The sequence below is a fragment of the Herbaspirillum sp. WGmk3 genome (assembly GCF_023952535.1).
GTDB classification, from domain to species: Bacteria; Pseudomonadota; Gammaproteobacteria; order Burkholderiales; family Burkholderiaceae_D; genus Herbaspirillum; species Herbaspirillum huttiense.
In genome coordinates this window covers 262,662-285,320 of the sequence record NZ_JAKYWT010000002.1, presented here as the reverse complement: position 1 = coordinate 285,320, position 22,659 = coordinate 262,662, and the positions used below count along the sequence as shown (strand labels likewise).

Sequence of the window (22,659 nt, the reverse complement as noted above, 5' to 3'; positions counted from 1 at the left end):
CTTGTGAGGGGTCAGCGGATGTCGTCCAGCGTGTCGCGGCCGAGCAGGTTGCGCGAGATGATGACGCGCATGATTTCATTGGTGCCTTCCAGAATCTGGTGCACCCGCACGTCGCGGAAATAGCGTTCCAGCGGATATTCGCGGATGTAGCCATAGCCGCCATGCAATTGCAGCGCCTCATTGCAGACGCGGAAACCCAGATCGGTCGCCAGCCGCTTGGCCATGGCGCAATAGGTGGTGGCTTCGGGCGAGCCGGCATCCAGCTTGGCCGCCGCCAGCCGCACCATCTGGCGCGCGGCCACCAGTTCGGTCTGCATGTCGGCCAACTTGAATTGCAGCGCCTGGAAGTCGGCAATCGGACGGCCAAACTGCTTGCGTTCCTTCATGTAGGCGTGCGCCGCATCCAGCGCCGCCTGCGCCGCACCGACCGAGCAAGTGGCGATGTTGATGCGCCCGCCATCGAGCCCCTTCATGGCGAAGACGAAGCCCGCGCCCTCCTCGCCCAGCAGGTTGCCCACCGGCACCTTGACGTTGTCGAAGCTGATGGTGCGCGTGGGCTGGCTGTTCCAGCCCATCTTGCTTTCCTTCTTGCCGTAGCTGATGCCGGGGGTATCGCCCGGCACCGCGATGGCCGAGACGCCGCGCGCGCCGGGGCCGCCGGTGCGCGCCATCACCACCAGCAGGTCGGTGCTGCCCGCGCCCGAGATGAAGGCCTTGGAACCATTGATGAGGTAAAAGTCATCGACCCGGCGCACCGTGGTCTTGAGCGATGCAGCATCCGATCCCGAGCCCGGCTCGGTGAGGCAGTAGGAGCCGATCTTCTGGCCGGCGGCCAGTTGCTCGCACCATTCTTCCTTCAGTTCGGCATGGCCCCAGGTGGCCACCATCCAGCTGACCATGTTGTGGATGGTGAGATAGGCCGCCGTCGAGGTACAGGCGCGCGCCAGCTCCTCGAAGACCACCGTGGCATCCAGGCGCGAGAGGCCCAGGCCGCCCACCTCTTCCGGGGTGTAGAGGCCGCAGAAGCCCAGTTCGCCGGCCTTGGCGATCACGTCCAGCGGGAAGTGCGCCTCCTCGTCCCACTTGGCGGCGAAGGGGGCCATGGCGCGCGCAGCGAAATCGCGCGCGCTTTGCTGGAAGGCCAGTTGGTCTTCGTTGAGTTCAAAATCCATGCTTGTCTCCTGTTCGTTGTTCTTGCCAGGCAATGCGGGTTGGGCGCTAGGCTTCCCGCTTTGTGCCCAAGCTTAATGGAATTCGCGCCGGGCAGTTGTCACCGGCGCGACATTGGCCGATCTCGATGCCGAAGCTGTGAGGGCCGGTCAGGCTGCGGCCGGCGTTGCACTCGGGGCGGCAGGCTTCTTGCCTGCCTGCGCAAACGCTGCCAGCAATTCCGCCTGCCGCCCCTGCATGGCCTGTACCGCCTGCTCCTTGACATGACCGAAGCCGCGCACCTGTTCCGGCAACTGCGCCAGGGCGATGGCCTCGGCCAGATTGTCAGCCGTCAACGCGGGCAGCAACTGCAGCACCATCTGGCGATATTGCACGATGAGCGCACGCTCCATGCGCCGTTCTGCGGTACGCCCGAAGAGATCGAAGACACCGCCGCGCAGCCCCTTGCAGCGCGCCAGCAGCTTGAAGGCCGTCATCATCCAGCTGCCATAGCGCGCCTTCACCAATCGCCCCTGTCCATCCTTGCGCGCAAAGATCGGCGGTGCCAGGTTGAAGCTGAGGGTGAAATCGCCCTCGAACTGCTGCGCCAGGTCCTTCTGGAACTGGCCGTTGGTGTAGAGCCGCGCCACCTCGTATTCATCCTTGTAAGCCATCAGGCGCGAGAGGCTGCGGGCGACGGCCAGGGTCAGCTTGTCGCTCCCCAGCGGCGCTTCGGCGGCACGCACGGCCGCAACCACTTCGGCGAATTGGGCGGCGTAGGAGGCATCCTGATACTCGGTCAGCAAGGCCACCCGGCGCTTGATCAGTTGGTCCAGTGACTGCGGCAGATGCACCACCACCGGCTGGGCCGGCACCGCAATCTGCTCCACGCGGCGCAGGTCGACTGCGGCACGGCGGCCCCAGCGGAAGGCGGTCTGGTTGGCCTCGACCGCCACGCCATTGAGTTCAATCGCACGCAGCAGCGCGGCCTCGCTCAAGGGCAGTTCACCGCGCTGCCAGGCATAGCCCAGCATGAAGAGATTGGTGGCGATGGCGTCGCCCATCAGGGCCGTGGCCAGGCGTGTGGCATCGATGAAGTCGGCCTGCTGGTCGACCGATTCCAGGATCAGCGCCTTGACCTCCTCGAACGGAAATTGCCAGTCAGGATTTTTGGCGAACTGGCCCGGCGGCTGCTGGTGCAGGTTGACCACCGCCCGCGTGCGGCCGGGGCGCATCTTGGAAATGGCATCGAAAGCGCCCGCCGTGAGCATGTCGCAACCCAGCACCAGGTCAGCTTCCCCGGTGGCGATGCGCTGCGCGCGGATGGTGTCGCGCCGTGCAGCGATGCGCACGTGCGAGGTCACGGAACCGTTCTTCTGCGACATGCCGGTCATGTCCAGCACCGACGCGCCCTTGCCTTCCAGATGCGCGGCCATGCCCATGAGTGCGCCGATGGTGATGACCCCGGTGCCGCCGATGCCGTTGATGAGGATGTTGAACGGCGTTTCGCAAGACGGGATCGCCGGTTCGGGCAGCGCGCCGAAATCGTCAGTCGCGCCCTTCTTGTGGACGCCGGTACGCGACTTCTTCAACTGTCCGCCGGTCACGGTAACGAAGCTGGGGCAGAAGCCCTTCGCGCAGGAGTAATCCTTGTTGCAGGAAGACTGGTCGATGACGCGCTTGCGGCCCAGCTCCGTCTCCAGCGGCAGGATCGAAGTGCAGTTGGACTGCACGCCGCAATCGCCGCAACCCTCGCACACGGCCGCATTGATGAAGAGCCGTTCGTTGGGGTCAGGGAATTCTCCCTTCTTGCGGCGGCGGCGCTTTTCGGCGGCGCAGGTCTGGTCGTAGATGATGACGCTCACCCCCGGAATCTCGCGCAGCTCGCGCTGCACGGCATCCATCTCCTTGCGGTCATGCAGGCTCACCGCCGCCGGCAAACCGTTGCGGCCGGTGTAACGGCTGATGTCCTCCGACACCAGCGCGATGCGCTGCACGCCTTCAGCGGCCATCTGCTGCGCGATCATCGGCACCGAGACTGTCCCGTCCACCGGCTGTCCTCCGGTCATGGCCACGGCATCGTTGTACAGGATCTTGTAGGTCATGTTGACCCGCGCGGCCACGGCGGCGCGAATGGCGAGATAACCCGAATGGAAATAGGTGCCATCGCCCAGGTTGGCAAATACGTGCGGCACTTTGGAGAAGGGCGCTTGCCCGATCCAGGGCGCACCCTCGCCGCCCATGTGGGTGGTCAGCTTGTTGAATTCCGGATAGATGGCGGTGGCCATGACGTGACAGCCGATCCCGGCCAGCGCGAAGCTGCCCTCGGGGACGCGCGTGGAGGTGTTGTGCGGACAGCCCGAGCAATAGTAAGCCGGGCGCGGCGGCGTGTTGACGGCCTTGGTCAGCACAGCATCCTTGGCATCGAGGAAGGCCAGGCGCGCCTTGATCAGGTCACTGGTATGGAAGCGCGCAATGCGTGCGGCGATCACGCGGGCGATCTGTGCTACCGAGAAATCGGCCTTGGAAGTCAGCAGCCATTCGCCGCGGGGGGCCACCCATTCGCCCTTCTCGTCGAACTTGCCGATCACGCGCGGACGGACATCGTCGCGCCAGTTGTAGAGTTGTTCCTTCAACTGGTATTCGACCATCTGGCGCTTTTCTTCCACCACCAGGATTTCATCGAGGCCCTGCGCGAATTCGCGCACGCCATCCGGCTCCAGCGGCCAGGGCATGGAAACCTTGAACAGCCGCAATCCGATCTCGGCTGCGAAGGCTTCATCAATGCCCAGTTCCGATAAAGCTTCCAGCACATCGAGATAGGACTTGCCCGAGGCGATGATGCCCAGCCGCGCACGGGGGCTGTCGATCATCACGCGGTTGAGCCGATTGGCGCGGGCGTAGGCCAGCGCGGCGTAGATCTTGTAATCCTGCATCAGCGCTTCCTGCTTGCGCGCCTGCACGCCCAGGGTATCGGTCGACAGCCGTGCATTGAGTCCGCCCGCAGGCATGACGAAATCGGTCGGCAGACGGATGTCGACGCGGAAAGGATCGGCATCCACCGAAGCGCTCGATTCCACCGTGTCGGCCAGCGCCTTGAAACCCACTACGCAGCCGGAATAACGCGACATGGCCCAGCCATGCAGGCCCAGGTCCAGATATTCCTGCACGTTGCAGGGATAGAGCATCGGGATCATTGATGCCGAGAAGATGTGGTCCGACTGGTGCGGCAGGGTCGAGGAATAGGCGCCGTGGTCATCCCCGGCCACCAGCAGCACGCCGCCCTGGGCGGAGGTGCCGGCGTGGTTCATGTGCTTGAGCACATCGCCGCAGCGGTCCACGCCGGGCCCCTTGCCGTACCACATGGCATAGACGCCGTCATAGTCGGAAGGACCGATCAGCCTGATCTGCTGCGTGCCCCAGACGGCGGTGGCGGCCATGTCTTCGTTCACGCCCGGCTGGAACTTCACGCGGTGCGCGGCCAGGTGCGGCTGGGCATGCCAGAGGGCTTCGTCGAGACCGCCCAGGGGCGAGCCGCGATAGCCCGAAATGAAACCGGCCGTATTCAGGCCCGCCGCGCGGTCGCGGATCTGCTGCAGCATCGGCAGGCGCACCAGCGCCTGGATGCCCGAGAGATAGATTGCGCCTTCGGTGGCGGTGTATTTGTCGTCCAGACTGACAGGGGCCAGTCCGGAAGTGTCTGAAACTGTACCGGTACGGTTACCTGTCCGGTCAGTCAAGTGTGCGGTGACGGTATGCAAGCCGTCTGTCGCGGGGGTGCCGGGTGTCTGGTCGAGGACCGGCGAGTGAGCGCTCACTGGGGTCACAGCCTGTGCGCAGTCGCGAACGCCTTCTACGGTTGGCGTCGCCGCTGCGGCAGGCTCAGCTGCCGAACGGAATTGCATTGCTTGTCTCCAAAATTTTTGTTTCAGATAGCGTCTGCCATTACTGCACCGGGTACGGCACATCACTGCCAGACACATCGACCGTGGTAGCGGTCCACACAACAATCTCCGTTTCGAAAACTGCTGTGACTGAAGTCTATCCGCAGGAGCGGGGAAGGCGGAAATACCGAATGAGGATAGGGGTATAAGGAAAAACGATAGCCCTGCACACATGGCGCGCGTCGACTTCCGGCGATTGCCCTGCAGAAACTTGAGTGGACAGCTGCACGCTTGAGCGCATTTTTTCATCGTCCTGACAGCAAGACGCGTTATGCTTGCCGGCAAAATTTTTGTGCTGCCTTGTGGCAGCATTTCCCGACAACAACTCCGTTACCACCACCTCGCGACCAGGAATCATGAGCAACTCGATCCAAGAACAGATGGAACCCGACAGCGCCGTCTACAAAACCCTGCTGGAATCAACCAAGGCGATTCCCTGGAAGATCGACTGGAGCACCATGCAATTCACCTACATCGGCCCGCAGATCGAACAGCTGCTGGGCTGGACCCCGGAGAGCTGGAAGACGGCCGACGACTGGGCCATGCGCATCCATGCGGAAGACCGCGAGGCCGTGGTCAACTTCTGCATCTCGCAATCCAAGGCCGGTGCCGATCACGAAGCCGACTACCGCGCCCTGACCCGCGATGGCGAGCACATCTGGATCCGCGATGTGGTGCACGTGGTGCGCAATCCCGATGGCAGCCCCAATGCGCTGATCGGCTTCATGTTCGACATCACCGAACGCAAGAAGACCGAAGCGCGCCTGGTCGAGCTGCAAAAGGAACTGGAGGCGCTGTCCTATCGCGACGGCCTGACCAACGTGGCCAATCGCCGCATGTTCGATTCGGCGCTGGAAGTGGAATGGGCCAATGCGGTCAACACGCGTGCGCCGCTGTCGATGATCATGCTCGACATCGATTACTTCAAGCAGTACAACGACCATTACGGCCACATCCGGGGGGACGAGTGCCTCAGGCAAGTAGCCCAGCTGCTGAGCCAGAGCGCGACCCGCAGCCGCGATTTCTTTGCCCGCTATGGCGGCGAGGAATTCGTGCTGATCCTGCCGGATTGCGACGAGAAGGCCGCCCTGCAAGTGGCCCAGCGCTGCCGCGCGATCATCAACGAGGCCGCCATCCCGCACGCCAAGTCGCAGATCTCGACCCACGTCACCATCAGCCAGGGCGTGACCACCATCGTGCCTTCGCCGATGGACCAGCGCATCGCCTTCCTGGAACAGGCCGACCGCCGCTTGTATCGCGCCAAACAGTTGGGCCGTGACTGTATTGGCGTGGGAGACTGAACTGTACCTGTCTCGCAGTGAAGGCCGTGGCTACAATCGGCCTTCCTGCTTCTGCCGATGCGGAAGTTTTATGAACCTGCTGCGAGACCTCCATGCCTGCCACCTACGCTTACCGCCTGCTCAACGTCTTCGCCGAATCCACCTTCGGTGGCAATCCCCTGTGCGTGTTCGAGGATGCACGCGGCCTGGATGAGGCCACCATGCTGGCGCTGGCCCTGCAATTCAATCTCTCGGAAACCACCTTCATCCTGCCCTCGGCGGTGGCCGATGCGCGGGTGCGCATCTTCACCACCGGCTACGAGATGCCCTTCGCGGGCCATCCCACGCTGGGCACGGCGCAGGTGGTGCGTGATCTGCTGGGAACGGGTGACGCGCTGCGCCTGGAGTTCAAGGCCGGCGTGGTTCCGGTGCATGCCCAAGGGGATGTCTGGGCCTTCACCGCCCCCTGCCCCGGCGGTCCGCGCACCGCTCCATCGCCGCTTTCGCGTGCCGAAGTGGCCGCCCTGCTGGCGCTGGAGGAAAGCGACCTGGCAGCCGATCCGATCTGGGTCGATACCGGGGCCGACCAGTTCCTGATCCCCCTGCGTTCGCCCGCAGCGGTGCGCCGTGCCCGGCCCGACAGCGGGCTGCTGGAGCGCTGGCCGGCGAGCAGTCTGGGACGCAAGACGGCCTATGTGTTCGCCTTCGATGAAGACGCACCAGGCCAGGTGCTGGCCCGCTATTTCTTCACCAAGCAAGGCGGCGGAGTGGCCGAAGATCCGGGCACCGGCTCGGCCTGCGCCAATCTGGGCGGCTGGCTCATTGCCACCGGTGCCACCCTGCCCGCCCACTACGCCATCGACCAGGGCGCGGCGGTCGATCGACCCTCGCGGCTGCGCCTGACCGTCAATGCGGATGGGGCAATCCAGGTCGGCGGACGCGTCATCGAGATCGGACGCGGCACGGTCACCATCGATCCGGCCGGACAGACCATGCTGGCCTGAGCGGGCAGCTCAGCGTGTGAGGCCGCCCTCCTGCGTGAGCGGAAAGATCAGCGCATGCAGCCAGTCCATGAACTCCGCCAGCCGTGCCGGTACATGGCGCCGGCTGGCGTAAAGCAGGTTGATCGGCATGGGCGCCGGACGATATTGCGGCAACACTTCCACCAGCTTGCCGCCGTCGAGCATCTTGCGTTTCTGCGCGCCCACCAGCGGCAGCTGGATGAGGCCCAGGCCGGCCTGGCAAGCGGCGTAATAGGTCTCCGTACTGTTGACCGTGACGCTGCCGGCCATGGGCAGCGTACGGGTCTGGGTGCCGTCGAACCACTCCCATCCCGGTGAACGTCCGCCCAGCACCTGGCGGTAGTGCACCAGTTGGTGATGGGCCAGATCCTCCAGGGTGCGCGGTGTGCCGTGCCGTTTCAGGTAGGCCGCGCTGGCGCAGTTGATCTGCACCAGATGGCCGATGGGCCGCGCCACCAGCGAGGAATCGTCCAGCGTGCCGGTACGCAGCACGCAATCAAATCCTTCAGCCACCAGATCGACACGACGGTCGCTGGCTGACAGCTCGATCTCCAGTTGCGGATGCTGCGCCAAAAAAGTCGGCAAGGCCGGCAGCACCACTTCACGCGCCATGGCACTGGACATGTCGACCCGCAGCTTGCCGCTCAAGGGCTGCCCGCCCGCGCGGAACATGCCGCGCAGGGATTCGAATTCATCCAGCAACTCCTGGCTGCGCCGGTAGAAGGCTTCGCCATCGGCGGTCAGCTGCACGCGCCGCGTGGTGCGCTGGAGCAGGCGCGTGCCCAGCATCTGTTCCAGCTGCTGCACCGCCAGCGAGACGCTGGCATTGGGCAGGCCGAGCTGGCGCGCCGCACCGCTGAAACTGGCCAGTTCGGCCACGCGCTGGAAGATCTTGAGGGTGTCCAACTGGTTCATGTGCCCGTCTGATTATTATTCAATTGTGAAAAGTCTAATAGTAAATCCGAAATTTATTCTGAAATTTCTTCTCAATATACTGGGCTCCGTGGTCTTGCAGCATCCCCTGCATTGCTTTCCTCAACGACTTCAGGAGCCTCACATGAACGCAGCAACCGCTTCCAGCAACACTATTTCCCGCATCGCCCTGATCACCGGCGGCAGCCGCGGCCTGGGCAAGAACGCCGCCCTGCACCTGGCCCGCGAAGGCGTGGGTATTCTCCTGACGTATGTCGGCAACCGTACTGCTGCCGATGCCGCGGTGTCAGAAATCGAAGCCCTGGGTGTACCGGCGGTGGCCCTGCAACTGGACTTGGCCGACAGCGCAAGTGTGCCGGCCTTCGCACAACAAGTGTCCGATGCACTGTACCGGGTGTGGCAGGTCCGCCAATTCAACTATCTGGTCAACAACGGCGGCATGGGCATCTATGGCCCGATCGCCGAGACCAGCGAAGCGGACTTCGATGCGCTCTACAAGGTGCATCTCAAGGGGCCGTTCTTCCTGACCCAGGCGCTGCTGCCGCTGCTGGCCGATGGTGGCCGCATCATCAACATTTCCAGCGGGCTGGCCCGCTTCACCCTGCCGGGCTATGCGGCCTATGCCGCCATGAAGGGCGGCGTGGAAGTGATGACGCGCTACATGGCCAAGGAATTCGGCGCGCGTGGCATCGCCGTCAACACCGTGGCACCGGGCGCCATCGAGACCGATTTCGGCGGTGGCCGCGTACGTGACAATGCCGAACTGAACGCTTTCATCGCCGGCCAGACCGCGCTGGGCCGGGTCGGCGTGCCGGATGACATCGGCGCGGCAATCGCTTCGCTGCTGCGTGAGGACAATGGCTGGATCAACGCCCAGCGCGTAGAGGTCTCGGGCGGCATGTTCATCTGAACGGAACAACGCTTCAAGCGATGTCCCTGTCATCCCGACATCAGACATCGTGATCTCCCGATCTCCCGAAATCCTCACAGACAGACCGGTGTTTCCATGGCGGAAACTCCGGTTTTTTTGTGCATGACACCCCGCTTTCCTGTCAGCTCATCCATGCCTTTCTGCACTCCCGTGCACATGGCGCGCGGCCGCATCCAGCCTGCCGCAGCAGCGGCGGATGCATTCTGTTGCGCAATGGAATCTGCTCGGGTAACATCGCTCGGCATTTGGTGCAGTGCCGTTTCTGCTGGCGTCTCCAGCATGTCAGCAGAGCTGGTGATCACACCACCGTCTCCACGGACGGCAGAGTCAAAACTACAGGACAGGGCACCGCTCTCATGCGGTGATTTCAGGGAAGGACGACACGGCAGTGCGTCGGGCGCGAGATCGCGAAGATCGCGCCACGCTCGTATTGCTTCGTCCATAGGGTGGCGTCTACATAGGGGGCAGTATTTTCAGTCGACTCTTTCGCAATCGCGCAGTGCGTGCCTGTGCGAATGTGGCCACACTTTTCACTGCCCTGCTGGCTTGTTCCCCTTCCCACGCTGCCGGTCCCGATTGCTCGCGTCCCTATACGCTGGCGCTGCACGATCACGGCCTGCTCTACTCGGCCGCTACCGATACCGGCATCGACAAGGATTTCGCCGACGAGCTGATCCGCCGCAGCGGCTGCAAGGTCAATGTCAGTCTGATGTCGCGTGCGCGCATCTGGCAGCTGATCGAATCGGGGGCACTCGATTTCAGCCTGTCCGGCATTACCAATCCGGAACGCGACAAGTTCGCCGCCTTCGCCTGGTACTTCAGCAACAAGTACTACCTGCTGGTGCGCAAGGATGCCGGCATCACTCAGTTGGCCGACGTCGCGCGCAATGATCGTTTCCAGATCGGCGTCATCCGCGGCTTCCGCTACAGCAGCAATGCCAATCGCATGGTGGACCAGCTCACGGCTGCCAATCGCGTCACCCTGGCCGGTGGCCTGGAACCGCTTTATGAAGCGCTGCTGCAGAACCGCATCCAGGGCATGATCATGGAGCCCTTCGATTACCCGGTCGTGGAAGAGAAACGCATTCGCGAGGCCACCACCATCATCAGCTTCGAGGATCCTTCCGTACCGCACGGTCTGATCATGTCACGCAAGGCGCTTGCGCCGGCCGAGCTGGACAAGTGGCGCGCCCTGGTCAACGGCATGCTGGCAGACGGCACGGTGCTGCGCATCTTCCGCAAGTACTTCAATCCTGAACTGGCGGCAGCCATGGTCGAATTCCAGAGCAAGCCGTGAACTGGATACGCCAGATCCTGCTCCCCGTCATCATCCTGGCTACAGGATTGGGCGTCACCTGGACCGCATGGGACCACGAGCGCGAAGCCGCCGCCAAGGAAGTCCACACGCAGTTCGCCTCGGTGCTGCGCGAGACGGTCAGCCGCATCGAGCAGCGCATGGCGTCCTACGAACAGATGCTGCATGGGGTGCAGGGCCTGGTTTCTGCCACCGGCAACATCGACCGCAACCAGTTCCGCGATTACGTTGACGCGCTCAATCTGGACGCCAATTTCTCCGGCATCCAGGCCATCGCCATCGAGGAATGGGTACCGGCTGCGCAACTCGACGCCCATCTGCTTCGCATGGCGCGCCAGGGGGTGGCCGATTACAAGATCCGTCCGAGCGGCAGCCGTACTGCCTATGCCCCGACCATCCTGCGCGAGCCCTATGTAGGCCGCAACCGCATCGCCTTCGGCAATGACCAGTGGGCCGATCCGGTGCGGCGCGCCGCCATGGAAAAGGCGCGCGACTCCGGCATGGCGACCATCTCCGGCAAGATTGAACTGAGCAATGAAGGGCCGGCAGCACCGGCCTTCATGATGTACCTGCCGCTGTACGAGCGCGGCAAACCGCAGTCCACCATTGCCGAGCGCCGCGCCAGCCTGATCGGCTGGGTACATGCCGTTTTTCGGATGAGCGACGTGATCGCCAGCCTGTATGGCGAAAACAGCCGCACCATTGCCTTCACTCTCTATGACGGCGTGACCCAGGAAACGCAAGCCCTGCTCTACCAATCGCCGCTGGCCAGCGGCCCGCTGCATCGCCCGCGCCTGCAGGCCGATGAATACCTGGTGGTGGCCAACCACAACTGGACACTCTCCATGAGCACCACCGATGCCTTCACCGCCCAGTTCGGGCGCAATGCCGAGCAGCTCATCGCCGTCACCGGCATCGCCATGAGCGTTACGCTGGCGCTGCTGGCCTGGCTCATGATGTCCAGCCGCAAGCGCGCGGTACGCCTGGCGCAGAAGATGACCGTCGAGCTGCGCGCCAGCGAAGAGCAGTTCCGCGCCATCGCCGATTGCACCGTCAACTGGGAAGTCTGGTGGGGCCTGGATGGCCGTCCGCGCTGGATCAATCACGCGGTGCGCGACTACACCGGCTATACCGTGGAGGAATGCCTCTCCATGCCGGACTTCATCGGCAGCATCGTCCATCCGGATGACGAGCGCCGCATCCGCGCCGAACTGGCGCGCTGCATGGATGGCCAGAAGCGCGAAGACGTGGAATTCCGCTGCGTGCGCAAGGATGGCACGGTATTCTGGCTCTCGCTGTCGTCGGCCCCGATTGCCGATGCCCAGGGCAGCTTCACGGGCTTCCGTACCAGCGCGCGCGACATCACCGACCGCAAGCAGATTGAAGCCGAACTGCGCATCTCGGCGGTGGCCTTCGATTCGCGCGAGGGCATGCTCATCACCGACGCCAACAGCAAGATCCTGCGCGTGAACAAGGCCTTCACGGAGATCACCGGCTATACCGCCGAAGAAATCGTCGGCAAGCACCCCAACCTGCTGCGCTCGGACCGCCACGGCCCGGCCTTCTTCCAGGAGATGCGCGAGAGTGTCCGGCGCTTCGGGAAGTGGCAGGGCGAAATCTGGGACCGCCGCAAGAACGGCGAGGTCTACCCCGAATGGCTGACCATCTCCGCCGTCAAGAACAAGGACAACCAGGTCACCCACTACGTCAGCACGCATCACGACATCAGCGACCGCAAGCTGGCCGAGGAACGCATTCGTGAGCTGGCCTTCTTCGATGCCCTGACCCGCCTGCCCAACCGCACCCTGCTGCTGGACCGCCTCAAGCAGGCCATCGCGCTGTCGCTGCGCACGCGCACATGCGGCGCCTTGCTGTTCATCGACCTGGATCACTTCAAGACGCTCAACGACACGGTCGGCCACGAAAAGGGCGACACCCTGCTGAAACAAGTGGCGCAGCGCCTGCTGGCCAATGTCCGTGAAAACGATACGGTGGCGCGCGTGGGTGGTGACGAATTCGTGGTGGTGCTGGAGGGGCTCAACGACACCCAGCAGGAAGCCGCGACCCAGACCCGCACCATCGGCGAGAAAATCCTGGCGGCACTGGGCCAAACCTACCAGCTCGACGAGGTGGAATACCGCACCACCGCCAGCATCGGCGCCACCGTCTTCCTGGGCCGTGCAGCCTCGGTGGATGAGCTCATGAAGCAGGCCGACCTGGCCATGTACAAGGCCAAGGAAACCGGCCGCAATGCGCTGCGCTTCTTCGATCCCGCCATGCAGACGGCCGTGCTGGAACGCGCCACGCTGGAAGCCGGCCTGCGCAAGGCCATCGAGGGCAACCAGCTGCTGCTGCATTACCAGCCGCAGGTGGTCGAAGGCGGCCGCGTCACGGGTGCCGAAGTGCTGGTGCGCTGGCAGCATCCGCAGCGCGGCATGGTGCCACCGGGCGACTTCATTCCGCTGGCCGAAGAAACCGGGCTGATCCTGTCACTGGGCAACTGGGTGCTGGAGACCGCCTGCACGCAACTGGCCACCTGGGCCAAGCGGCCGCGCATGGCCGAGCTCAGCATCGCCGTGAACGTCAGCGCGCCGCAATTGCGCGAGCATGATTTCGTGCAGACCGTACTGGACATCATCGACCGTACCGGTGCCAATCCGCGCCGCCTGAAACTGGAGCTGACCGAGAGCCTGCTGGTGGACAACGTCGAAGACATCATCCAGAAGATGTTTGCCTTGAAGGCTTACGGCGTGGAGTTTTCGCTGGATGACTTCGGTACCGGTTACTCCTCGCTGTCCTACCTCAAGCGGCTGCCGCTGAATCAGCTTAAAATCGACCAGTCTTTCGTGCGCGATGTCCTGATCGATCCCAACGACGCCTCGATAGCCAAGACCATCGTCAACCTGGCCCAGAGCCTGGGACTGGGGGTGATCGCCGAGGGCGTGGAAACCGATGCCCAGCGCTCCTTCCTGGCCGATGCCGGCTGCCATGCCTACCAGGGCTACTACTTCTGCCGGCCGGTGACGGTCGAGGCCTTCGAAAAATTCGCTCAGGACCGCGATCTCCACATATCCGTTGCCTAGGAGTCCGATCTCATGAGTCACGCTTTGTCCGCCTTCGCCATCAATCAAAAATGGCCGGCGCAACATCCCGACCGCATCCAGCTGTATTCGCTGCCCACGCCCAATGGCGTGAAGGTCTCGATCATGCTGGAAGAAACCGGCCTGCCCTACGAAGCTCACCTGGTCAGCTTCGAGACCAATGACCAGCTGTCGCCGGAATTCCTGTCGCTCAATCCGAACAACAAGATCCCCGCCATCATCGACCCCAACGGTCCCAATGGTGCGCCGCTGCCGCTGTTCGAATCGGGCGCCATCCTGCTCTATCTGGCCGAGAAGACCGGCCAGTTCCTGCCGGCCGATCCCGCTGCGCGCTATCAGGTGATCCAGTGGGTGATGTTCCAGATGGGCGGCGTCGGTCCGATGTTCGGCCAGCTCGGCTTCTTCCACCGCTTTGCCGGCAAGGAATACGAAGACAAGCGTCCGCGCGACCGCTACGTCAACGAATCCAAACGCCTGCTGGGCGTGATGGACAAGCGCCTGAGCCAGAGCCAGTGGCTGGCTGGCGATGCGTATTCCATCGCCGATATCGCTACCTTCCCGTGGATCCGCAATCTGATCGGCTTCTACGAAGCGGCCGAACTGGTCGGCTTCCAGGACTTCCCCCATGTGGCCCGTGCGCTGGAAGCTTTCGTGGCTCGTCCGGCCGTGGTGCGCGGTCTCAACATCCCGGCGCGCGGCTGACCGGATCTGCGTTGATGGCCAGGTCCGGAGCGCAGGGTGTAAATCGCTTTGCGCCACCGTGGCCTGCACGTTAACATGGCGTCCATTCCCGCGACCGCATCCTGCCTGCCATGACGAACCGCTTTCCGTCTCGCCCTTCTGATCGCGCCGGCCGCTTGCGCCGCCACTTGCTGGCAGCGCTGTGCGCACTGTGCGCACAGCCGCTGCTGGCCAGCCTGCCGGCACAGGCGATCGATCTATCCTTGAAGACGATCCGCGTCGGCAATCTGTCACGCGCCTATTTTTCCGAACGCAACGCCGCCGGTGAACCGCAGCCGCTGATCGTCGCACTGCACGCCAGCGGTTCCAGCGGCTCGCTGATGGCGCGCGCTACCGGACTGACCGAGATTGCCGAGGCGGCGGGCTACATGATCGTTTACCCCAACGGCACCGGGCTGGCCATCGACGCCCGTACCTGGAATTCCGGCGGATGCTGCGGTTACGCGCAGATGCACAAGGTGGATGATGTGGCCTTCCTGCGCGCCTTGATCGACAAGCTGGTCAAGGATGGGCTGGCCGATCCGCAGCGCATCTACCTGGTGGGCGTGTCCAATGGCGGCATGATGGCCTATCGCATGGCCGCCGAAGCGCCTGAACTGTTCAAGGCAGTGGCGGTGGTCAGCGCGGTGCTGGATGTGCCGCCCGAGGCCGTCAAAGCCCCCATGCCGCTGCTGCACATCCATGGCAGCGATGATCCCTTCATTCCCTTCCTGGGCGGCATCGGCAAGCAGGAAGTCTCGCAGTTGCCGCGCATCTCGGTGGCGCGCAGCATCGAAGCCTTCGTCAAGGCCGATGGTGCCAACCCGCGCCCGACGGTCACTGACATTCCCGATACCGCCAACGATGGCACCACCATCCGCCAGTACACCTATGCCAGCAAGAGCGACCCGCAGGCCGTGGTGCTTTACGAGGTCAAGGGGGGCGGCCACGCCTGGCCGGGTGGCGTAGTGCCCATCGTCAATGGCGGCAAGTCTTCGCAGAACCTCGATACCTCGCGCACCGTCATCAACTTCTTCAATGCCCACGGCGGTGGCCGCCAGAACGAGCAGGTCGATGAAAACCTGCCACCGGGAGCAACGCCGCTGCCCGCCGCCGCGCCTGCGACGACGGTCACGCCGACGGGCGCTGCTCCGGCCAAGCCGCCCGTACCGGCTGCCCCGGCACCGACACGGCCCGGCATGAAGGGGCTGTCGCCCGGCTGATGCGCCATCACAGGTCAAATCGCACTATCATAGGCCCCAGCGTTCAACCCTCCCGCCAAGACAATGAAAAGACTCCTGACCAGCATCCTGATCGCCATCGTCCTGTATTTCCTGCTGCCGTGGATCGGCAAGCTGATTCCGCACTACCGCCTGGCGGTCATCTGCATTACGGCGGGCATCGTTTCCTTTGCGGTCTCGGCGCTGATGGAAAAGATCTGATCCCGTCCGCCTCAGCGCAACCCGCCAACGACAACGGCCGCAACGTCTTCACGTTGCGGCCGTTTCGTTTCATCACTTCAATTCAAATCAAAACCGGCGAGCTTCAGCACTCACCCTTGCGCGCATGGCCCGGCGGGCAGTCGCGCCCGCGTCCCGGACCACGGTGGTCGTCATCGCCATCATCATGACGCGGACCCCGTCCCGGCGGCGGACCACCGCGCCAGCCACCGCGATCCAGTTCCCAGCCGCGCGGTCCCTGGCGCCAGACCGGCTGCGCATAGACGTAGCCGGGACGCTCGCGCACCCAGTGGCCTTCGCGCCAGATGTGGCGGTAGCCATCCCAGTCCCAGAAGCCGGGCGCCCAGACATAGCCATGGCGCGGGGGTGGCAGCGGTTCAGCGCGCGGCGGCGGCGGTGCGCCGATGTTGATGTTCACGGAGACTTGCGCTTGGGCAACCGGCAGCACCGCTGCCGACGCGCCCAGCGCGATGAGGCTGGCAAATATTATTTTTTTCATCATATAGAACAGTCAGGGGGTGAAGATAGTTGTATGACACACGCCAGGCCGATGCAGTTCCAGCCTTTACACCGGCCCGGCGCGCGGCCTTCAGCCGCCCTTGGCGTTCTTGAACATGGTCTTGATGCCACGGATGGCCTGGCGGATGCGCGATTCATTCTCGATCAGGGCAAAGCGCACGTACTCGTCGCCATATTCACCAAAACCGATGCCGGGCGAGACGCAGACCTTGGCCTGTTCCAGCAGGATGCGCGAGAATTCGAGCGAACCGAACTGGCGATACGGTTCCGGGATGCGCGCCCAGATGTACATCGAGGCCTTGGGCACATCGACCATCCAGCCCGCCTCATGCAGGCCCTTGACCAGCACGTTGCGGCGTTTTTCGTAATTGGCGCGGATCTCCTCCACGCAGGACTGGTCGCCTTCCAGCGCCGCAATGGCTGCCACCTGCACCGGGGTGAAGCTGCCATAGTCGTGATAGCTCTTGATGCGCGCCAGCGCCGCCACCAGGCGCGCATTGCCGACCATGAAGCCGATGCGCCAGCCGGCCATGTTGTAGCTCTTGGAGAGCGTGAAGAATTCCACCGCGACCTCCCGCGCACCCGGCACCTGCATGATGGACGGCGCTTTCCAGCCATCGAAGGTGATGTCGGCATAGGCCAGGTCATGCACCACCAGGATCTGGTGTTCGCGCGCCAGCTTGACCACCCGCTCGAAGAATTCCAGTTCCACGCATTGCGCGGTCGGATTGGAGGGAAAGCCCAGGATCATCATCTTGGGCTTGGGATAGCTCTCCCGCACCGCGCGTTCGAGTTCATCGAAGAAATCCACGCCCGGGCTCATGCGCACCGAGCGAATGTTGGCACCGGCAATCACCGCACCATAGATGTGGATGGGGTAGCTGGGATTGGGCACCAGCACGGTATCGCCCTTGTCGAGGGTGGCCAGCATCAGGTGCGCCAGGCCTTCCTTGGAACCGATGGTGACGATGGCTTCGCTGTCGGGATCGAAGTCGACTTCGTAGCGGCTGCGATACCAGTGCGCAATCGCCCGGCGCAGACGCGGGATGCCCTTGGAGGAGGAATAACCGTGGGTATCGGGCCGCTGCGCCACTTCCACCAGCTTCTCGACGATGTGCGGCGGCGTGGGGCCATCGGGATTGCCCATCGACATGTCGATGATGTCCTCGCCCCGGCGACGCGCGGCCATCTTGAGTTCGGCAGTGATGTTGAAGACGTAGGGCGGCAGGCGTTCGATGCGCGGGAAGCTGACCGGGAAGGCGTCCGGGGAAGTAGCAGGAGAAGAGGATACTGCAGGCGTGCGCGAGGGATCGCGCGAATCGGCGGATTGCGTCATGGGTGTCTTTCACGTAAGCGCCCGGAACCGTCCGAGCGACGTTGGAACTAATGTTCCGCCACCGATTTTATGCGCGAAGCTTCACCTGCACAAGCACAAATCGCCCGGCATGTTCGATCCCCTGCAAGCTCCTTCACCTATTCGTATTTGCGGGCGTCCTCAATGACCTTGCCATCGTTGGGCAAACTCCCCGGCGCAACCAGCAACACCTCCCCCCGCAGCTTGGTCACCTCGCGCAGGCTGCCGGCCAGTGCATTGACATCAATGGCCGGATCTTCCGGGTCACCCACTTCGCAATGCAGGGTCATGATGTCATTGGCCATCTCGCCCGACACCACCAGCCGCGCCCGCAAGACATCCCCATGGCGGCGCAGTACGTCCGCCACCTGCGAGGGATGGACGAACATGCCGCGCACCTTGGTGGTCTGGTCGGCGCGCCCCATCCAGCCCTTGATGCGGGTATTGGTGCGGCCGCAGGGAGAAATGCCCTGCACCACCGCCGACAGATCCCCGGTCCCGAAGCGGATGAGCGGATAGTCGGGATTGAAGGACGTCACCACCACCTCGCCGACCTCGCCTTCGGCCACCGGATCGCCGGTGCCGGGCCGCACGATTTCCAGGATCAGGGATTCATCCAGCACCATGCCGGGATGCACCGCGCCCTCGCTCATGGTCTCGTAGGCGATGTTGCCGATGTCGGCCGAGGCATACAGCTGCAGCACCTGCGGCACGCCGTGTTCATGGAACCAGCTGCGCAGCGAAGGCGGCAGCGCTTCGGCGCTGACCAGGGCGCGCTGCACGCTGCTGATATCGGCGCCCATCTCGCGCGCCTTCTCGATGATGATCTTCAGGAACGAGGGGGTGCCGACATAGGCATCCGGCTTCAGCGCTACCATCGCATTGACCTGCAACTCGGTCTGTCCGATGCCGGCCGGGATCACCGCACAGCCCAGCCGCGCCGCCGCGCCCTCGACCATGAAGGCCGCCGGCGTGAAGTGATAGGCGAAGCAGTTCTGCAGGATGTGCCCGCCCTGCAATCCCAGCGCCTTCATGGGACTGGCAAAACGCCACCAGTCCGCCCCCTGCCCCTCGGGATCGAAGATCGGGCCGGGCGACACGAAGAGCCGCCGCAACTGCCGCGCCGGGGTCGTGTTCAGTCCGCCGAAGGGACTCTCGCGGGTCTGCAGTTCCTTGAGGTCGGACTTGCGCGTGACCGGCAATTGCGCCAGCGCCGCGCGCGAGGTGATCGCCGCCGCGTCCACGCCAGCGAGGATGCGCGCCCAGCCCGGCGCACTTTGCGCGCGCGCCACCAGTTGCGGCAAGGCGCGCATGAGTGCTTGCTCGCGCTGCTGCGGATCGCGCCGCTCCAGCGCATCCAGTTCGGCCAGTACCTGTGTCGGATCGGACATGATGCCCTCCCCTTACGCCAGCCAGCGCTTGCGGCGGCGATAGAACTTCATGTCGCGGAAATTCTTGCGGCCGCCACCGGAGACGCCCAGATAAAATTCCTTCACATCTTCGTTATCGGCCAGTTCACTGGCCGCACCTTCCATCACCACGCGGCCGTTTTCGAGGATGTAGCCGAAGTCGGCATAGCGCAGCGCCACCATGGTGTTCTGCTCGGCCAGCAGGAAGGAGACTTTCTCCTTGCTGTTCAAATCCTTGACGATCTCGAAGATCTCTTCGACAATCTGCGGCGCCAGCCCCATCGAGGGTTCATCCAGCAGGATCATGGAAGGCTTGGCCATCATGGCGCGGCCAATGGCCGTCATCTGCTGCTCGCCGCCCGAGGTATAGCCGGACTGCGATTTGCGGCGCACCTTCAGGCGCGGGAAATAATCGTAAATCTTTTCCAGTTCGTGCTTCACTTCGGCGTTGCTGATGCCACGCGTGTAGGCACCGGTCAGCAGGTTCTCTTCCACCGTCAGGTGACCGAAGCAATGCCGTCCTTCCATCACCTGGATCACCCCGCGCTTGACCAGGTCATTGGGCGTCATGCGGTCCACGCGCTCGCCCCGGAATTCGATGCTGCCCTTGGTGACGTCGCCACGCTCGGCGTGCAGCAGGTTGGAGATGGCCTTCAGGGTGGTGCTCTTGCCGGCGCCGTTGGCCCCGAGCAGTGCCACGATCTTGCCTTCCGGCACGTCCAGCGAGACGCCCTTCAGGACCAGGATCACGTGGTCATAGATCACTTCGATGTTGTTGATGGCCAGCGCCTTGGCCACCGCTGCCGTAGCGGCGGAAGGCGCGGCACTGGTCTGGATCGGTGTGGCATTCATGGTCGTTCGCATTCCCAAAAAAGCACCGGCGGCCGTGGGAGACGTGCAGAGCCGCCGGCGCAAGCGCCTACTTCATGCAGGCAGGAGTGATGCCTTTTTCTTTTGCGTATTTCGCGGCCGAGGCCTTGAAGAGCGGGTGGATCAGGTTCTTGTTGCCCTCGATCCAGTCCGACACCAGCACCCACTTCGTGCCATCCCATTGCTGGATCTTGACCTTGCCCGAGCCCTCATGGTTGTCGCACGAGGTCTTGATTTCAGGCAGCAGGCCGGTCGCCCCCAGGGCCTTCAGACGGGCATCGGTGATGTTGAGGTTTTCGAAGCCCCAGCGCACCTGCTCGCCGCTCATGACCTTGCCCTTGCCGTATTTGTCCTGCGCCGTGCGCACCGCTTCCACGGTGGCAATGGCCGCCGAGACGCCACGGTTGTAGAGGATGGAGCCGAGCTTGTTCTTGTCCTGCATGTTGCCCTTGCCCGCGCCATAGACCACCTTGTCGATGTCGGCAATCACGGGGACATCCTTGCCGGCCACGTTCCAGGTGGCCGACAGGTAGCCCTTGGCGGCGTCACCGGCGGGGATGGTGTCTTCTTCCGAACCGGCCCACCAGGAACCGACGATCTTGTCACGCGGATAGCCGACCTTCTGCGCGGCCTTCAATGCGGTCTGGTTCATCACGCCCCAGCCCCAGAAGATCACGTAGTCCGGGTTCTCCTGGCGGATGCGCAGCCACTGTGCGCCCTGCTCGTTGCCGGGGTGGGCCACCGGGATTTCCACCAGCTTGAACTTGCCGATGGAGGACTCCGCCTGCAGCGCCACGATGGGTTCCTTGCCATAGGCCGAGTCGTGATACAGGAACACGATCTTCTTGCCCGCCAGCGAACCATTGTTCTTGCCGGCCAGGTATTTCACGATGGCCGAGACCTGCATCTGGTAGGTGGTCACCAGCGGGAAGGCATACGGGAACACCGAGCCATCCACCGCATCGGTACGGCCGTAGCCGATCATCACCAGGGGTACCTTGTCCTCGGCGGTCTTGTCGATGAGCGCATAGGAGATGCCGGTGGCCATGGGGTTGATGGCGGTGCCGCGCGTGACCTGGTTCTTGTTCTTCATGCGCTCGTAGCACTCCACGCCCTTGGCGTTGTTGTACTCGGTCTCGCACTCTTCCCAGGACAGCTTGACGCCGTTGACGCCGCCTTCCTTGAGGTTGATGTAGTTGAGGTAATCGACATAGCCGCCGTAATACGACTGGCCGTTGGTGCCATACGGCCCGACCCGGTAGCTGGGGATGGCGATGAACTGGTCGCTGGCCTGCGCCAGGACCGGCGCCGCCGGAGCCAGCAGGCTGGCGGCGCAGGCGGTGGCCAGCAGCCACTGCCGCAGATGCTTCATGGTTTTCATGGTCTCGTCTCCTTGTTGTTGTCGTTGCCGACTTTGATCGGAGACCGGTGTTCCGGTCTCCGCCTACCTCAATCCGGTCCTTGCGGCGCTCAGTGCGGGAACGGCCACAAGCGCAGTTTTTCCTTGGCGATCTGCCACAGCCGCGCCAGCCCGTGCGGCTCGGCGATCAGGAAGAAGATGATCAGGGCACCGAAGACCATCATCTGGATATGCGAGACCGTCGCGTTGGTGAACGGCAGGTGCAACAGCGACGCCAGCGGCGGCAATGCGTTGTCCAGGAAGATCGGCAGCAGCAGGATGAAGGCCGAGCCCAGGAAGGAACCGAGGATGCTGCCCACGCCGCCGATGATGATCATGAACAGGATGCGGAAGGACAGGTCCAGCGAGAACCCGTCCGGCTCCACCGAGCCCAGGTAGCAGAAGGCATACAGGGCACCGGCCACGCCGCAATAGAAGGAGCTCACGGCAAAGGCGGTCAGCTTGGTGCGCATGAGCGGGATGCCGATCACTTCGGCCGCCACGTCCATGTCGCGCACGGCCATCCAGGCGCGTCCCGTGGAGGAGCGCACCAGGTTCTTGGCCACCAGCGCCAGCACACTCACCACGGCCAGCACGAAGAGGTATTTGCGCACCGGAGTATCGATGGCGATGCCGAAGAAATCGATCTTGGGCGTGCTGATCACGCCGGATGAAGAATTGTTGGAGAACCAGGGAAACTTGGTCAGCGCCCACACCACGAAGAACTGCGCCGCCAGCGTGGCCACGGCCAGGTAGAAGCCCTTGATGCGCAGCGATGGCAGCCCGAAGAGCACGCCCACCATGGCCGCACAGGCCCCCGAGAGCAGCAGCGTGGCGACGATGGGAATGCCCTCCACCCGCAGCTGGAAGTTGTAGGCCGCATAGGCGCCCACGGCCATGAAGGCCGCCGACCCCAGCGAGAGCTGGCCGGCGTAACCGGTCAGCACGTTCAGGCCGAGCGCGGCCAGCGCAAACACCAGGAACGGCACCAGGATGGCCGAGAACCAGTATTCACTGCCCAACAGCGGCACGCCCACGAAGGCGAACACCATGAAGAGCGTGAAGATGATGCGATCCTGGCGGATCGGGAAGATCTGGCTGTCGGCGATGTAGCTTGTCTTGAATTGTCCTGCTTCACGGTACAGCATTGCGTTCTCCTTGTTCCTGTCCCTGCACTTGCCTGATCCATCTCATACCGTTCGGACTGAGTAGGCCCGCCAGGGCCGTATCGAAGGCGCTCCTGACGGCGCGCC

Annotated in this window: 18 protein-coding genes; 8 read left to right on the top strand and 10 right to left on the bottom strand. The window is 63.6% G+C overall.

Features of this window, described 5'->3' with window-relative positions; translation table 11 throughout:
- Positions 1-11: 11 nt before the first annotated feature.
- Together MKD49_RS07350 and MKD49_RS07345 are read right to left on the bottom strand one after the other, a co-directional pair.
- Positions 12-1,172 (bottom strand): acyl-CoA dehydrogenase family protein, encoded by a 1,161-nt coding sequence (locus MKD49_RS07350; RefSeq protein ID WP_252695916.1) that lies wholly within the window; start codon positions 1,170-1,172, stop codon positions 12-14.
- Positions 1,173-1,319: 147 nt separating this feature from the next.
- Complete coding sequence (locus MKD49_RS07345) at positions 1,320-4,910, bottom strand: indolepyruvate ferredoxin oxidoreductase family protein (protein WP_371925460.1); 3,591 nt, start codon at positions 4,908-4,910, stop codon at positions 1,320-1,322.
- A 563-nt stretch (positions 4,911-5,473) separates the two neighbouring features.
- On the opposite strand from MKD49_RS07345, the gene MKD49_RS07340 reads away from it, so the two are divergent.
- Together MKD49_RS07340 and MKD49_RS07335 are read left to right on the top strand one after the other, a co-directional pair.
- A complete protein-coding gene (locus MKD49_RS07340) occupies positions 5,474-6,394 on the top strand; it encodes a sensor domain-containing diguanylate cyclase (RefSeq protein ID WP_121045702.1) in 921 nt (306 codons plus the stop codon).
- 92 nt (positions 6,395-6,486) lie between these two features.
- Positions 6,487-7,377, top strand: coding sequence for a PhzF family phenazine biosynthesis protein (locus MKD49_RS07335; protein WP_252695914.1), 891 nt, complete (start codon positions 6,487-6,489; stop codon positions 7,375-7,377).
- Between the two features lie 9 nt (positions 7,378-7,386).
- On the opposite strand, the gene MKD49_RS07330 is transcribed toward MKD49_RS07335, so the two are convergent.
- Complete coding sequence (locus MKD49_RS07330) at positions 7,387-8,310, bottom strand: LysR family transcriptional regulator (protein ID WP_034331597.1); 924 nt, start codon at positions 8,308-8,310, stop codon at positions 7,387-7,389.
- A gap of 142 nt (positions 8,311-8,452) precedes the next feature.
- On the opposite strand from MKD49_RS07330, the gene MKD49_RS07325 reads away from it, so the two are divergent.
- On the top strand, positions 8,453-9,238 hold the full coding sequence (locus tag MKD49_RS07325) for an SDR family NAD(P)-dependent oxidoreductase (RefSeq protein ID WP_252695913.1): 786 nt from the start codon (positions 8,453-8,455) through the stop codon (positions 9,236-9,238).
- A gap of 74 nt (positions 9,239-9,312) precedes the next feature.
- Here MKD49_RS07325 and MKD49_RS07320 read toward each other — a convergent pair whose 3' ends face one another.
- Positions 9,313-9,561 (bottom strand): hypothetical protein, encoded by a 249-nt coding sequence (locus MKD49_RS07320; RefSeq protein ID WP_134136491.1) that lies wholly within the window; start codon positions 9,559-9,561, stop codon positions 9,313-9,315.
- A gap of 215 nt (positions 9,562-9,776) precedes the next feature.
- Between MKD49_RS07320 and MKD49_RS07315 the strand changes: the two genes are divergently transcribed.
- The 5 genes from MKD49_RS07315 to MKD49_RS07295 all read left to right on the top strand — a co-directional run bounded on the left by MKD49_RS07315 (position 9,777) and on the right by MKD49_RS07295 (position 15,837).
- Entirely contained in the window at positions 9,777-10,556 is a 780-nt protein-coding gene (locus MKD49_RS07315; protein ID WP_227022718.1) for an ABC transporter substrate-binding protein, read from the top strand.
- Positions 10,553-13,657, top strand: coding sequence for an EAL domain-containing protein (locus MKD49_RS07310; RefSeq protein ID WP_204726488.1), 3,105 nt, complete (start codon positions 10,553-10,555; stop codon positions 13,655-13,657). The genes MKD49_RS07315 and MKD49_RS07310 overlap by 4 nt, the downstream gene beginning before the upstream one ends.
- 12 nt (positions 13,658-13,669) lie before the next feature.
- On the top strand, positions 13,670-14,377 hold the full coding sequence (locus MKD49_RS07305) for a glutathione S-transferase N-terminal domain-containing protein (protein ID WP_039787184.1): 708 nt from the start codon (positions 13,670-13,672) through the stop codon (positions 14,375-14,377).
- A gap of 110 nt (positions 14,378-14,487) precedes the next feature.
- A complete protein-coding gene (locus tag MKD49_RS07300) occupies positions 14,488-15,618 on the top strand; it encodes a PHB depolymerase family esterase (RefSeq protein WP_252695912.1) in 1,131 nt (376 codons plus the stop codon).
- 63 nt (positions 15,619-15,681) lie between these two features.
- On the top strand, positions 15,682-15,837 hold the full coding sequence (locus tag MKD49_RS07295) for a hypothetical protein (RefSeq protein ID WP_166675069.1): 156 nt from the start codon (positions 15,682-15,684) through the stop codon (positions 15,835-15,837).
- Between the two features lie 103 nt (positions 15,838-15,940).
- On the opposite strand, the gene MKD49_RS07290 is transcribed toward MKD49_RS07295, so the two are convergent.
- The 6 genes from MKD49_RS07290 to MKD49_RS07265 form a co-directional block, all read right to left on the bottom strand.
- The gene (locus MKD49_RS07290; RefSeq protein ID WP_371925459.1) at positions 15,941-16,354 is read right to left on the bottom strand and encodes a YXWGXW repeat-containing protein; all 414 of its coding nucleotides are present in this window, start codon (positions 16,352-16,354) and stop codon (positions 15,941-15,943) included.
- Positions 16,355-16,444: 90 nt separating this feature from the next.
- On the bottom strand, positions 16,445-17,710 hold the full coding sequence (gene alaC, locus MKD49_RS07285; protein WP_034331604.1) for an alanine transaminase: 1,266 nt from the start codon (positions 17,708-17,710) through the stop codon (positions 16,445-16,447).
- A 137-nt stretch (positions 17,711-17,847) separates the two neighbouring features.
- Positions 17,848-19,119, bottom strand: coding sequence for a phenylacetate--CoA ligase family protein (locus tag MKD49_RS07280; RefSeq protein WP_252695911.1), 1,272 nt, complete (start codon positions 19,117-19,119; stop codon positions 17,848-17,850).
- 12 nt (positions 19,120-19,131) lie between these two features.
- Positions 19,132-19,989, bottom strand: coding sequence for an ABC transporter ATP-binding protein (locus tag MKD49_RS07275; protein WP_187697641.1), 858 nt, complete (start codon positions 19,987-19,989; stop codon positions 19,132-19,134).
- A 67-nt stretch (positions 19,990-20,056) separates the two neighbouring features.
- Positions 20,057-21,388 carry an ABC transporter substrate-binding protein gene (locus MKD49_RS07270; protein WP_204726489.1) on the bottom strand — a complete coding sequence of 444 codons (1,332 nt, stop codon included), beginning with the start codon at positions 21,386-21,388 and terminating at the stop codon, positions 20,057-20,059.
- An 89-nt stretch (positions 21,389-21,477) separates the two neighbouring features.
- Complete coding sequence (locus tag MKD49_RS07265) at positions 21,478-22,554, bottom strand: branched-chain amino acid ABC transporter permease (protein WP_039787190.1); 1,077 nt, start codon at positions 22,552-22,554, stop codon at positions 21,478-21,480.
- Between the last annotated feature and the right edge of the window lie 105 nt (positions 22,555-22,659).